We start from the raw sequence: 14,912 nt of genomic DNA, 5'->3' as shown, positions 1-14,912 counted from the left end.
GATGAGACTACTGCTGGTCGAAGACGACCCGATGATCGCCGAAACGGTGCAGGACGCCATGCGTAGCGAAGGCCATGCCGTGGACTGGGCCTCCGATGGGCGCGCAGCGGAATTGTCGTTGGGCAACGCCGTCTACGAGCTGGTGCTGCTCGATCTGGGGCTGCCGAAACAGGACGGTATCGAAGTCCTGAAACGCTATCGCAAGGCGGGTGGCACGTCTCCCGTCCTGATTCTCACGGCCCGCGACGCCCTTACGGATCGCGTGCAGGGGCTGGATGCCGGTGCCGACGACTATCTGGTCAAACCGTTCGAACTGGACGAGCTGGCCGCCCGGGTCAGAGCGCTGGGTCGTCGCAGAGTCGGGCAGGCCGCACCGCTCTACGTGCATGGCACGCTGACGCTGGACCCTTCCGCCCACACGGTGTCGCTCGATGGGCAGGCGGTCGACCTTCTCCCCCGCGAATTCGCGTTGCTCTCCGCGCTGATGGAAACGCCGACGCACGTCTTCACCCGGCGTGAGCTTGAAGAGAAGCTCTATGGCTGGGGAGAGGAAGTCGGCAGCAATACCATCGAGGTGCACGTTCATGGCTTGCGGCGAAAGATCGGCGCGCAGCGCATCGTCACCGTTCGCGGCGTGGGATATCGCATGGCACAAACCCAATGAAATCGATCCGCTGGCGACTGATCGTCTGGCTGGTGGCCGGGCTGGTCCTGCTTGCGCTAGTCGCAGGATACGCGCTGTATCGCACGGCCCGGAACGAGGCCGCAGAACTGTTCGACTACGAGTTGCGCACGGTTGCGCTATCGCTGCCGGTCACGTCGGCAGATGGCGAGATGCCGAAGTCGCCGGACAGCGCCGACTGGGGCGGCCTTGCCGAGGATCGCCTGCTAATACAACGCTGGGACAGCGATAACAAGCCGCAGTACCACAACGAAGCCGCCTTATCGATGCCGCGTCTGACACCGGGATTCCACGAAAAGGAATGGGACGAGACGCACTGGCGCACGTACGGCATCCAGCTTCCCGACCGATACGTTCAGGTCGCGCAGCCGATTGCGGTGCGCGATACGTTGGCCGTCGGCATGGCGCTTCGCATCATTGCCCCGCTCTGGATGCTCGTGCCGGTCATCGTGCTGTTCGTCCTCTGGGTCGTCTCCAAAGGACTGCAACCGATTTCGGCGATCTCTCGCTCCGTTGCGCAGCGCTCGTACGAGTCGCTTTCGCCGTTGCACTTCGAGCAAGCCATTCCGAGTGAAATTGCCTCGCTGGTCGATTCGCTGAACGATCTGCTGGCGCGGCTGGATCAGGCAGCGTCGGCACAGCGTGTCTTCATCGCCAACGCCGCCCACGAACTTCGTTCGCCGCTGGCCGCGCTCAAGCTCCAATTGCAGCACGCCAACCTTCAGGGCGCCTTAGGCGCCAACCCGACCGTCGTCGCAAAGCTGGAGGGCAGGCTCAATCGACTGATTCATCTTGTGCAGCAGTTGCTCGACCTTGCCCGGGCAGACGCCGACCAGATCGACATCCGGAACGTTGTCGATGTTCGGGCTATCGCGGAACATGTCGTGGCCGATTACTCCTTCATCGCAGAGAGTCGTAACGTCGATCTCGGGCTGGTCGGGTCGGACGGCCCGCTTCACATCCACGGCGACAGCACCAGCCTCACCATGCTGCTGGCGAATCTCGTCGACAACGCCCTGCGCCATACGCCGCAAGGCGGTGCGGTCGACGTGCGGCTGTCGAGCGATAACAATGGCGTGACACTGGAAGTGATCGATACCGGACCCGGTGTCGCCGCGAATGAACTTGAGAAGGTCACCACACGGTTCTATCGCGGTGACGAGGCCGTCGGGCAAGGCAGCGGCTTGGGACTGTCGATTGTCAGCCGGGTCGCCGAGCGTCATCGTGCACGACTGGTGCTGGAGAATCGAACCGACCGGACGGGCCTGATCGCGCGCGTGGCGCCGTTGTCGTCGGCTAACGCTTGAGCGGTTGGCCGGTCGACGTCCCAAATGAAATCTAAAAAGGAGCCGACGGCAATCGCCACCGGCCCCGTCCCATCGAACGGCATCTTGCCTCAGTGACTCTGCGCCGCCGGTTGCATCCGCTTACGCTCCGCGTCGCTCAGGCTGCGCCAAAGTGCAGGATCGACCTTGCCGCCCATGCCGAGAATCTGCACGGGGCTTGATGCATCGTACCGATAGCCTGCACCGTAGCGCGCCGCGTCGCCGTTGGCCGCCGACGGCTTGCCTTCCGCCTCTCCGTGCGTGCCCTGTACCGACGCCCCCAGCATCCGCACCGTGAAGATCGACGACTGGCCGGCCCGCTGGCTGGCCCGGTCGCGTGACACAGCATCCTGCGCTGCCGCAGCCGCCTGCGCGGCCGTCGCACTCGCGTTCGTCAACGCTCCCACATTCACCGCTGCGATGGTCGGAATGCCCACCGACTTACCCTGCACCTGAATGTTGTCGGCGTTCAGTACGCGCAGTGCCGCGATGTTGACGTTGCCGGACACGCGAATGCCCGCTTCGCCCGCATCGATCGTGCCGAGCGGCGCGATCAGGTCGATGTCGCCCGGCGGAATCTCCGGAATCGGGTTGAGCGTTGCGATACCGGCTCCGGTGTTCGGTGTCGTCGGCGACAGCGAAACCATGCCCATTTCGTCGTACACGCGACGCTGCGGCGTGTAGACCACCGTCGACTTCGAACCGCGCCCGGCGTTGATGTCGCCCTGCGCCGACCACGCCAGCACATTGCCGCCGAACGTCGTGAAGATACGGCTCTGTCCGAGCAGAATGCTGTCTCGCGAATACAGATCGACGTTACCGCGTCCCTGCGTGAGCACCCCCGAGCCGTCGCCCGGTACGAAACCACCGTCCACGCCGACCAGCGTTCGTCCGCCCGGCGTGACGATGCTGATCCCGCCACCGAAGTCCGTGTGAATCCCAGCGTCCTGCACTTCGTAATGCGGCACGTCGTATTGCGGGCTGCCACGGGCAATCCATTGGGCCTGCGTCAGATACTGAACGCCCGGCAGCGGACGCACTGTCGCCTCGCGATTCAGGTTTTGCAGGTAATACTTCGCGCTGCTGTACATCGTGACGCTGCCCTCGTATGTCAGCGGGTTTCCGGCGGCGTCGTGCGTTGGGAACAGCGTGGCGATGGCTTCGCGTCCGCGCAGATAACTGCCCGCACGCGCGCCGCCAGTCTCGTTGTACTCGCGCCCGGACGCCCGCAGCTCCGCAAAGTACACGTCGCGCAGATACGTGCGTTGTTGCTCAGGCGCGAGCGCGTCGAAGAACTGACGCGCGTTCATGGACGTCGCATCGAAATGCAACCCTGCGTTGTTTGGCCCACCGTAGCGCGTCGTCAGCCAGTTCACGAGATGCAGCTGGCTCTGCTGCGCGTACTCGTTGCGCAGGTCGCGCTTTGCCGCGCCACCGCCCGCCTGACTCGCCGTGTTGGCGGCGTTGGCAGCGTTCAGCTCGGCCTGCTTGCTCACGAGGAAGGCGTCGGCACCGGCTGCGTCGCCGCGATAACCGAACTCCTGTTGCAGCCACCCCACGAGCGTGAGTTCGCCACCGTAGACGACCACGGCCTTGCCCGGTTGATCCGACAGCGTGCGGCCGGGATCGGCCAGATTGGCCGCGTCGAGATAGCGTGCGGCGAAGGCCTTGAAGTCGACACCGTCGAGCCCCTTCGGACCGACGCCCGCCGCGACCGCAATCGCAGCGCCATTGCTTCGGTCGCCGGGTTTAACGTTGACGACCCCACCGAGGCTGCGCAACTCCGCCGTGTCGCCCATGAACACGTCACGTCCCGCCGTCACCTCCAGCGCGCCCGGCCCGATGACGTAGAACGTGCTGTAGCGCACGTCGCGTCCGGCGGAGACCACGGAGACGTCGTCGGCGCGGTTGTGAACAATCACGTTGCCTTGCGTCACCACACCATTGCGCCGGCTCGGCGTGCCCGGCTTGGATGGATCGAGCGGGTCGCGCGTCATCGACCAGCCAGCAAAGTCGCTGTTGGAGACCAGATACGTGCCGAGCGGCGTGCCGGAATTCACGATGTCGCGTCCCGCACGGATCGCCACCGCCCCGTTGCCCTCGTACCACGTGGCCTCCAGCCCCTGCTTCGGGGACAACGACGCCCGGTAGTTGATGCCGCCCGTCTGAAGGCCCACGATGTCGCCTGCTACCGCGTAGAAGCGTGCCGGCGACACATGGCCGACGTCATAGCCCGAAACGGTGGCCGGCGTCAGGCTGAACATGGGGAACACGTTGGCACCAGAGGCGCCGTAGTAGTAGAAAAGATCGGGCGCGAGCGCGTCCTGACGCACGTTCGTGAGATACGAACGATTGCCTGGGATATCGGCCACACCCCCGGCAAACGCAGGCGATTGCGGCGTGGGCAACGCGCGCGGATCGGCCGCCGAGCGGCTCATCGGGAACCCGCCGCCGAACATCGATTGCCCCGCGAGCATTTCGAGCGCCCCACCGTCGCTGCTCACCTTGAACAAACTGCTGACCGGCTCGGGCGCGAGCAGCATCGGTGTATCTGCCGTTGTCTGTGCGCCGTTCGCGAAGAAGCTGTCAGTCGCGGCGGGGCCGTTGAAGATGTTGCCCGCGCCCGCCGTCACGCGCAGCGTAGCGGGCAGTACGAAGCGGCCGTCGGTCGGTGAATGGTTGCCCCCCACACGGGTGCGATCGGCGATGGCGGTGAGCGGTGCCACGCTGCCCCCGGCGCTGAAGAGATCGATGGCGGTCGAAGGGGTCCACAGCGTGAACCAACTGAAACCCTCGCCGCTGTAATCCACGCCGCCCACCGAGAACGGTGTGCCGTTGTTGCTCTGCTTCGTGCGGGTCGCGTCGCCATAGCCGCCGATGACGAGGTCGCCACGGGTTTCGACGCGCGCCCCCGAATCCCCGAGCACAAGCGTCGGGCCACCGCTGGCCATGCCGCCCGACACCACGAACGGGCTCGTCGCACGCGACTCACGCAGATCGGCTCCGCCTGCAACAGCACCGCTGCCACCCAGAGCCCCGGCTTCTACGCGCGTTGCGCCGCGCAGGTTCGTAAAGGTGCCGTAGAGGGACAGATTGGCATTGCGCCACGCCGTCGACTCGCTGATCTCGTTGTTGGCGGGTGCGATCGCGCGCACGTCTCGCACCGGGTTGAGTCCGCCGCCGATGCGAATGTCCAGATCGCCGCCGCCTGTCAGCACGATCTGCGACCCGTCGGCAGACACACGTCCCGTACTGGCCACCGCGACGTTCACGCCCTGACTACGTGCAAAGACTTTCGTCGCATCCGAATTGCTCGGGCCCATGCGTGATTCAAGCATCCCCGCGTTGCCACCGGCCTCCATGACGAGATTGCCGCCGCCGAGCGTACCCAGCCCGGTGAAGCCGACCAGATACGGCATCTTGGCGAATGCGTCGTAACCTTCGGACGGACCCACGGTGTAGGTCCCGAAGTTGATCCACCACGCGCCCGGCACGCCGCCGTCGGCAATCGCCGAACCGGAGCCCTGTCGCCAGAGCCAATTGCCCACGTTCGACATGTCGGCCGCTGCGCGCGGCATCCCGAAGCTCGTCGTGCGACGAAAGCCCGTGCCGTCCGCCGCGATGTCGCCGCGAATGTCGCCGCCCGCGCGCACGAACAGGTTACCGCCATGCTCCGGATACCACGCGCCGTAAAGACTGTCTGTCTTGCCGTCGACGTATTTCTCAAACGTCGCGCCGTCGGCACCGAGCACGTTCGCGCCCTTCACTTTGCCGCGAGCGAGGTTGTACGCCCCCGTGACGTTGGCGGCTTGCGTGCCTGCGGTGTAGACGCCGAACGGCGAATTCATCGTGAAGTTGCCCGCCGCGAGCATATCGAGATCGCCGGTCCCGGTACGCAACACGCTGAACGCCGGTTCGCGTGCCGGCAGCGAATTGAAGGTGTACGTCGGCGGCGTGCCTGGCGTGACGAGACGAATCACGTCGTAGCCGCCGTTGATGCCGTCGATGTCGCCGTCTTCCACAATGCCCAGCATTTCCAGCTCGGCCTGCGTCACGATCTCGCCGGGAATGCCGCCGTACCAGTCGCCGTAGTCGCCCCATCTGAAGACGCCCGGCGACCCGCTGCCCGGCACCTTGACCCGCTCTTCCCCCATGCCGTAGTGCGTGTCGGAAAGCACCAGATGCCCACGCTTGCTGTCGGGCTGCAATGCGCGCGGATCGGCCGCTGTCGTGTCGGCTCCCGCCACGAATCGCATCGACCATGACGCCGAACCCGGCGCGAGCATCGGTGCGATCGCGAGCAAGTTGCCCTGCACGCCGTCCGCGTCCGCCGGGCGCAGTTTGACGACCGTCGCGCCGCCCGGCAACTTCACATCCGTTTCCGCAGGAATGATCGCGCCCTTGCGCAGATCCACGGCGTTCGCGAGCACCAGCTTTACCGGCACGATGGCACCGGCGGGCCACGTGAGCGCCGCTACGGCAGTCGCAGCAGGCAGCACGTTACCGGCGTCGAGTTGCGTTGCGCTGCGCAGCGTCACGGCAGACGGCAATACGGCACCTGCGGCGTAGATCACGTTGCCTGCGGCGTCGCGCACCGCGCCGCCAAGGACCGTGCCGGCCGGCAACGTCAGCGTGCCTGTGAGCGAGACGCGCGTCGGTAAGCGCAGGCCGACCGGCAGTGTCGTCGCCTGTACGGGGATGTCGTAGTTGAGTGCGCGCCCGACCGGGAATGCCGTCCCTGCGGTCAGCGTCACCAGCCCGCCCACCGGCACGACCGCATCTCCACCCCAACCGGCCAGGCCGCTCGTGAGCACCCAGCCCTTGCTGTCCGTGCCCGGCGTAAGACGGGTGGTGTCGAAGCCGTCGCTCACGCTGCCATAAACCTTCAGGTCGCCCCCCGCCCGAATCGTCAACGCGCCCGCCTCCCCGCTGCCGTACACGCCTGTCTTCTGCGTATGCGGGTTCAGACTCGCGTAGCGATAGCGAGACAGGTCGATGTCGCCGTCGAGATGGATGTCGCCGTCCGGCGTCTTGCTCATGATCTCAACGCCCGGACGCAGATGGAACGCGTCCGTATAGCGACGCAGCCCCGCCAGCCGTGCGAGCATTGCCCCGTTGGCGAGCGCGTTCGTCATAAACGTTTCGTTCTTCGCGTGGAGTGCGTCGAGGTACGCCTGATTGACGACCTGATAGGTGCGGCCATCGACCGCCGTATCGGTGCCCGTCGGGGCATCCAGATCGCGATACATCCCGTTGACGGTGATGGCGCGCGCGCCGTCGATCACCACATTGCCGCCGGCGTCGATGGCAATATCGTTGTCCGTCGCACCACCTCCGGCACCGAGACGTTTGGCGCTGATCTCCAGCGTGCCAACGTTGAGCGACGTACCGTTCGTGCCACCCCGCACATCGAGACGTGCGCCGTCTGCGAGCACCACGCGCCCTTCGTTGCCGTTGATTTCGATGACGGCGCGATTCGCCGCTTCGATGATCTGACCATAGCTGTCGCGACGAGCGACCTTGCCGTGCGCATCCAGCACGGCTGCGCCGCTCACGCTCACGCCATCGCGCGCCGACAGGCGAATCGTCCCCACCTGATCGCCGCTGGCGTCCACGCGGCCCCGGACTTCGAGATGTCCGCCGTCGACCGAAAGCGTGATCTCGCGCGCCCTGAGTTCGTCGCCGACGACGAGATCGCCTTGTTTGATCTGGAAGCTGCGGCTGCCGAACACGCCGCCGTCGGTCAGGCGCGCATTGAGTGCCGTGAAATCGTCGATGCGTTGCGCGCGCACATCGATCCCCCCGGCGGAGAACGGCACGAGCGTGCCGCCCGCATCGTACTGGCCGGTCGCGCTGCCCAGCAGTTTGCCCAGCAGCGAAACGTTGCCACCCGAGGCGCCCAGCGCCACCACCGACAGCTTGCCCGCACGGTTTTCCATCGCCGACAGATCGATGCGCGATCCAGCCGCCTGACGCACGTTGCCGTTGGCGCTCGACAGCAGGACGTCGCCGCCCCAGCTGTACTTGCTCACGTCGAAGAAATCGAGCTTGCGACCTGCGAGATCCAGTTGCGCGTTATCGCCCAGCGTCACCTCGCCCTGCGCCGCCACGCTCAGGCGACCGCTCGGCAGCACCACACCGGTGTCGAGGTTCACCGTGCCACCGGCCTTGAGGGAGACGTCCGCGCCCAAAGCCCCCACGAAGTCGGCATTGGTCAGCACCGGTTTGGCACGGGCACTGGCGTTGGTCACCGTCAGGTTACCCCCGGTCGTGTAGCGGCTCGTCGAACCGGCAGCGCCTGTGAGCAGCGGCGTATCGATGACGAGGTCGCCGCCGCTGTAGTCGTAATCCTTCGTCTGCGCATTCCAGCCTTGCTGCGACCGGTAGACGGACAGACCGCCCTTGTAATTGGCGCTCACGCGCTCGCTGGCGTTCAGATTCACCGTGGAGAACCCGAGCGCCATCCGGTTCTGGTCGTTGTTGCTGTCCGGCTGCGTGGCGGGCCCGTAGCCGAGCACGATCTCCTTCGCGTCGATGACGAAGCGCCCGCTGCCGGTGCCCGCGCCGTCGGCCGTCACCGCACCGGCCGGGGACTTCGAACCGCTCCATACGAGGCGATCGGTACGGATGCGCGCGAGTGCGTCGGCCGAGCCATAGCCGAAGATGGCCGGTGTGCCGAGCACGAGCGTGTCGATGCGCGACTTGCCCGTTGCCGGGTCGAGGGTCGAGAGTTCGACGGAATCGAAGAAGTTGATCGAGTCGCGCGCGACGAGCGACAGACTCTCGAGCGCGGGCGTGCCGTACGCGGTATCGCCACGCAGCAGGCGGCCAAGCATGGATTGGTCGAGCGTCAGCCCGTCGGCTAGTCGTCCCTTGGCGGCGAGTGCGTCGAGCGACACCTGACTGCCGACGTTCACCCGGCCGACCGTCAGCGCCAACTGACGCGCGCCGTAGCGCACCGCATCGGTGATCGTGAAACGTTTGTCCGTCGACACGGCGATGCTGCCTTCGGAGAGTAGCAGCGTCTCGCCCGAACAGGTCGCGCCCGGCGCGCACACGCCCAGATCGATGGCGCCCGCCCCCTCGGTCGGACTGCCCGCCTCGGGTGCCAACATCGTCAATCGACCATTGGAGACGGCCAGTACGGCCTTCGAGCCGGGCGCGTAGACATAGCCGAGCGTGGAATCCCACATCGGCTTGCCGTAGCCGAGCGTGCTGATGCCGCTACCCTGCTCGATACGAATGCCGTCCTGCGGCGAATTCGACGAAATGAAGACTTCGCTGGCGCGCAGCATCGCGCCGCCGCGTAGCACCACATACTTGAGTGCACCGTTGATCGACGCCCTCATGGCCGACGCCAGCAGGCTGCTGGCGCTCGTCGTCGCCTCCGGCAACCCGCCGATCCCGATACGCGCCGCACCGACGGCGTTCAAATCGGCGGCGTTGAGTGAGATGAGCGTCCGGTCGCCCACGGTCGGCGTCGCGCGTGGCCCGAGAATCTCCACGCGCTCACCGTGCGAGGAAATCAGCAGACTGCTGCCGTAACCGTCCTTGGCTGCGGCGCCCGCCATCAGTCCGTCGAAGCGCAACGCGGGTACATCGACCACCTTGCCCGCCTCTCTGTCGCTCAGGAATTTCAGATCCAGCCGCTTAGCATCGGCTTCGACAAGCGAGCGAGACACGCCATTGCGCGCCGAGCTCGCACGGACATAGTCCGCGTAGCTCATTTCGTTGTACTGCGCATATGTGCGCAGCACGCTCGCCGGGCTCAGCACGGCTTGCGTCGGCGCGGCATTGCGAATGCCGGTGTTGTTTACGCTCAGGGTCACCGGTGCGGTGAGCGAACCGTTGCGCATGGCGACCGGACCGAGCGAAGCGTCGACGGTGGCCTGCGTCTGCAATTCGACGCGGAACGCGCCCGGCAGCAGGGCAAACGTCGACGGCAGCAATGTGTAGGTGCCCGCAGGCAATCCGGGCACACCGGCGCCGATCGTGATCCGCTGGCCGATGAACGGGGCACCAGCACCGCGCTCGCCGAGCACCGGGGCGTAGGCCGGTTGCGCCCCCGGCACGATGGCGTAGACCGGATTGGTCGACAGCGCGGGCAAACGGAAACTTCCCTTGTTGCCGGTCTGCACGACTTGCATGAGCGGCGAGAGGCGAACGTCGACGGAGCCGCCACGTCCGGCCAGGAACGCTGCGCCGCGAATCTCGCCGCCGCCCGACAGATCGATCACGGCCCCCTTTTCCACCGCGACGGCGTGACTGGTGACGATGACGGACGGGCCACCGCCCGGCCAGAAGGTCTGCACGTCGTTGCCCGCGTACATGTAGCTGAGCCCGTCGAGCGAGCCGCCGTAAGGCATCACGAGACCGTTCGCGCTCACCGACGTCACGCTGCCGGGCAGCAGATGAAACATGCCGACGCCCTCCCCGCCAAACTGACTACCGACCGTGATCGTGCCCATCGGCGCGCGCAACACGCCGCCCTGACGGATCGTCGGCGCGACCAGCATGAGACTGCCGAAGAGAGAATAGGGCTGCTCGGGCAGCGCCTCGGTCGTGCGAGCGATCGTCAGTACGCGCTTCGGGTCGAGTTCGATAGCGCCGTTCGACGTCCTATACTGGCCCACCACGAACTTGCCGCTCGCGTTCGCCGCCGGATAGATCTGCGCGGCGGCCAGCGTCAGGTCGCCCGGCACGTAGAGTTCCTGCCTGTCGAGCAGACGTATGTCCCCAGCGCTGCGCAGCACAACGTCGCCGAACGCCAGACGCTCCACCTTGACCGGTGTCCCGCTGTTCGTCTCGATGGTCCCGGCGGTGCCGAACTGAACCATGCCCGTGAGATCGATGAGCGACGCGTCGATGTCGAATCGAGCGTCAGGGGCGAATTTGGGCACACCGAGCACGCCGATGCCGCGCCCGCCGTTCTTCGAACCGTTGACCGGATTGGGCAGGATGAAGTTGTCGTCCTGACCGCCCCCCGCCGACGCGACTTGCACGTATGGTGCGGCGAGTTTCACGCGCGTGGCAGGTGCCGCGCCACTCGCCAGCCCCAGCGAGCTTGCCGCGATACGCAGACTCTGGCCCATCGACAGGCTCACGTCCCCCGCGAAATCGAGCATGCCGTTGGCCATCAGCGACAGGTTGTCGAAGCCACCGGCCTTGATGCGGTCGACGCCGATACGCGCGCGTCCGAGCACCAGCCCTCCGGCCCCGCCCATCTGACCGGGCAGCAATGCGTCCGACAATTCGCTCGGGCCTTGCGTTTGCGCGAGGATCATTTCCCGCGCGACGCGTACGGCATCGTCGACGTTGGCACCCTTGAGGCTGGTGCGATCCACGCGCCCGTAAAGCGGCGTGTCCAGCGCCACGTTCAGCGTGCCGCCCGCCGCACCTGCGCCGCCAGCCTCGGCCTTCATGTCGCCGTCCAGATACAGGCCGCGACCGGACGCCAGCGAGATCACGCCGCCGTTGCTGGCAACGCGAGTGCGGCCCAGCCCCGGCAGGTCGATGTCGGCGACGGCGCCGGAAGCGTCGAGCGTCGCCCCCGGACGCACGACGATGAACGCGTCGGCCCCGACCAACTTCGTCGCACCGGGCACATACTTCGCTCCCATCTGGATCGTGCCGCCCTCGGCCACCTTGCCGGTGTATGTGCCGGTAGCCGAGCGCGCCACGAACGGACGCGCCGCCACGTCGAGTACGGCGTTCTCGCCGATCCACATGGAGGTCGGTGTGAGACGACCTTCGGGCAGATTCGAGCCTTCGGTGAGGAATTCGCCCGCCAGCACGCTCAGGGTGCCCGACGCCGCATGCAGGCCGCCGAGCAACGTCATCTGACGATTGCCGGTAAGCGTGATGCTGCGACCGGCGTCCACCGAGATTTGCGAGCCGCTGCCCAGACGCAAGTCTGCGCGTTTGTACGACGCGCCCGCCGACAGCGCAATGTCCGCGCCGCCGCGTTGCGACACAGTGCCCTTCGCTGCGTCGGCCTGCCATTCCGGCGGCAGCCAGACGGACAGCATCTGTCGCGGATCGGTGCCGCTTTGGGCGTCACGCGCAGCTTGTATGTCGACGTTGAGGACCGGCATCGCGACGTCGAGTCGCACGTTGTCCGCGACGACCAAGCCCAGTTGTCCCTTTACGTCGTAGCGGGCGAAGCCGCTGGAGAAGAGACCGGTGCCGAGCGACGTAGGGGAAGCAACGCGCACGGCATCGACCAGCGAGAGACCGGCCGGAATCGTCGCGCCTTTTTCCAATCGAACGTCCGCCGGAAGCGGCTGCCCGGCCTTCGCGACGACGTCGTAAGCCACTACCGTCCAACCGGCCGGAAACACGTTCGCAGGCACGACATAACCGCTGGCAATCATCCCCTCGCCGCGGGAGATTTTGCGATCGACGGGCACGACGTCGCCTGAGCGGAACGCGTTCCCGTACTGATCGTAGACGACGTAAGCCGTGCCGTTCACGCCGGCGGGCACCGTCCAGGGGGCCGACAGCACGCCGGGTGCTGCCGTGGTGAAGACCGGCTGCGTCGTCAGCACTTCGCCGGCGCGCACGGTGGAGACGGTCTGCACGAAGTCCGTCGACATGACCGTGCCGGCTTTGATCACGTACTCCTGCAAGAGCGTGAGCGCGACCGGCGACGTTTCGCCAACGCCGAGCCAACCGTCTTTGACCAGCCCCGGAGCACCGACGATCACGCCGTTACCGGTGTCGATCTTGAGCGTGCCGCCGCCGTTGACGCCGAAGGCGCGCAGGTCGCCGTCGACATGCAACGCGCCCACGCGGGTGCCGTTCGTGTCGTACTGGCTCGCGAGCAACGACACGCTGCCGCCCTTGCCGCCGCGTACCGTGCCGTTGGCCAGCAGCGCGGCCCCGGACGAGACGTCGATAGCGCTGCCCTTGGACAGGATCACGTCGCCCGTGCTCGATAGCACGACGGACCCGCCATCGAGATACGGCATGCCGTGAACGCCCGCCTCACCGTCGATGGCCCGGCTCCACAGCCCGCGCGCGTCGAGCGTTGCGCCGCTCGCGACCTTCACGTATTGCGTCCCCGCGACTCTGGCGGTGTCGACGACCGGCAGGTCTTGCCATAACCCGCCGCCCTGATTCTCGTTCACGCGACGCAGCATGTTGCCGGCGTTGATCGCGCCGCTTCGCGCGGTGAGGTTCGCGTCGATGTCTACGCGCGTCGCATGCAGGCCGATGTCGCCGCCATCCGCCACACGCAGATCGCGGGAGAGGCCAACGCGCTCGGTCGCGAGCAATTTCACGCCGCCGAAGTGCTGCCGATTGAGCCAGCCGGCGTCGAGCGAAATCTTCCCCGCGCGTTGCGCATCGATGTCGGCATCCAGCGCAATGGACGCCGCCAACGCCTGAATATCGCCGACATCGATCGTACGCACGACGGCGTTCGGACTGTCGCGCAAGGTGAGCGACGTGTCGTCGTAATACGGCGTGAGCTTGCCGACGATCAACTGCCCGCCACGCGGCGCGGCGAGTTGCGATTGCAGGTAACCGTCATACAGCCCCCGATCCGCTGCTTGCGTCTGACGCGAGCCTTGGTAGACGGTGGTATCGACGTCGCCTTCGAGCACCGCCGACTGTCCGGAGACGATCAGACGTCCGGCGTCGCGCCCCACGGTGTAGCCGTTCTCCAGCCGCTCGCCCGGCGCGATGAACGGCGTGGCATACGCCTCGGTCGTGTTCTTGCCCCAGCGCGCGTGGGCAACTTCGAATCCGCGATACACGCCGAGGTAGCGCAGGTCGCCCGGTGCGTTGTCGACGCGATAGAACTGGCCGTCTTCTGCGCGCAACCAGCTTTGCCGGATCATGCCCGTCTGCACGTCGAGCGTGCCACCGGCCAGATTGATGAGCGAACTGGCACGCGTGACGACTTGCGCGCCGCCCAATTGCACCGTGCCACCCTGCGCGGCCCATTCGCCAACGCCGTGCTGCGCGGTGTTGAGATAGCCGCTGACTTCCAGCAAGCCGCCCGACGTGTACCAGCGATCGGTCGAGTAGCCTTGCGTGCCCGCCGGCACGCGCACCAGATAGCGACGATCGATGAAGACGGTCAGACTGTTCAGTCGTTGGGTGTCGCGGTTGGTGGGTGCGTCGCGCTGCTCGTTGCCCTGAATGTTGACTTCGAGATTGTTGGCCGCCATCGCCACTTGCACACCGACCGCGCCCGACACGTCAAGTTTGGCGCGTTCCATGGCAATCATGCGTCGCGTTGCGGCGACGTTGATCTGTCCACCGGTCGCGAGCGTGAGCGTGTCGCTGTCGAGCAGGACATCGCCCGACGAGACGATCTGCACCAGCGACTGATCGCGACGGTTGTACAGACCCGATTCCGCCACCTTCGCCGTGTCGGCAAGCAACGTGGAGCGCTGCACGTCGAGCGCCGTGTCGCCTGACGTATCGAGCACGATGGCATTCAGTGCGCCCGGTGCCACGCGCACCAGCGCGTTCGTGTCACCACTCGCCGTCAGGTGAATCGTGCCGCGCGTGTTGACGGACGTCGTCGTGACCAGCACGCCGCTTTGCTCGACCTGACGCCCCACCAGCGAGATGTCGCCCAGCGGGGCCTGAATCAAACCGCCGTTGCTGACGCGCCCGGCCGTCGATCCCGCGAGGAGGCTCGGCGTGACTTCGTTGCCGCGCGTGCTGGAATTCGGATTACCGTCCGTGCCCATGCCGCGACGGATGACGAACGCGTCGCCGCCCGCGATCACCGTCTGGCCCGAGGGCGTGACGATCGTGCCCCGGTTATGCGCTTCGCGTCCCAACAGCAGCACGTAGCCGCCGCCTTCGGTCACCGACTGCGGCTTGCGCGTGTTGATGCGCGCACCAGCATCGACGACCACATTGGCCGTAGCTCCAGTGTGCGTGAA

General features: G+C 66.3%; 3 protein-coding genes. 2 read left to right on the top strand and 1 reads right to left on the bottom strand.

All coding sequences use genetic code 11. The annotated features are described in order from the left end of the window. Position 1: 1 nt before the first annotated feature. Together ACIQWO_RS00015 and ACIQWO_RS00010 are read left to right on the top strand one after the other, a co-directional pair. Entirely contained in the window at positions 2-664 is a 663-nt protein-coding gene (locus tag ACIQWO_RS00015; protein WP_150660336.1) for a response regulator, read from the top strand. After that, on the top strand, positions 661-1,989 hold the full coding sequence (locus ACIQWO_RS00010) for an ATP-binding protein (RefSeq protein WP_402817528.1): 1,329 nt from the start codon (positions 661-663) through the stop codon (positions 1,987-1,989). The genes ACIQWO_RS00015 and ACIQWO_RS00010 overlap by 4 nt, the downstream gene beginning before the upstream one ends. A gap of 89 nt (positions 1,990-2,078) precedes the next feature. On the opposite strand, the gene ACIQWO_RS00005 is transcribed toward ACIQWO_RS00010, so the two are convergent. Then, positions 2,079-14,885 carry a filamentous haemagglutinin family protein gene (locus ACIQWO_RS00005; RefSeq protein ID WP_402817525.1) on the bottom strand — a complete coding sequence of 4,269 codons (12,807 nt, stop codon included), beginning with the start codon at positions 14,883-14,885 and terminating at the stop codon, positions 2,079-2,081. Between the last annotated feature and the right edge of the window lie 27 nt (positions 14,886-14,912).

This window comes from Pandoraea sp. NPDC090278 (assembly GCF_044772185.1).
In the GTDB taxonomy this organism is placed as follows: domain Bacteria; phylum Pseudomonadota; class Gammaproteobacteria; order Burkholderiales; family Burkholderiaceae; genus Pandoraea.
This window is presented reverse-complemented; position numbering and strand designations above follow the sequence as displayed.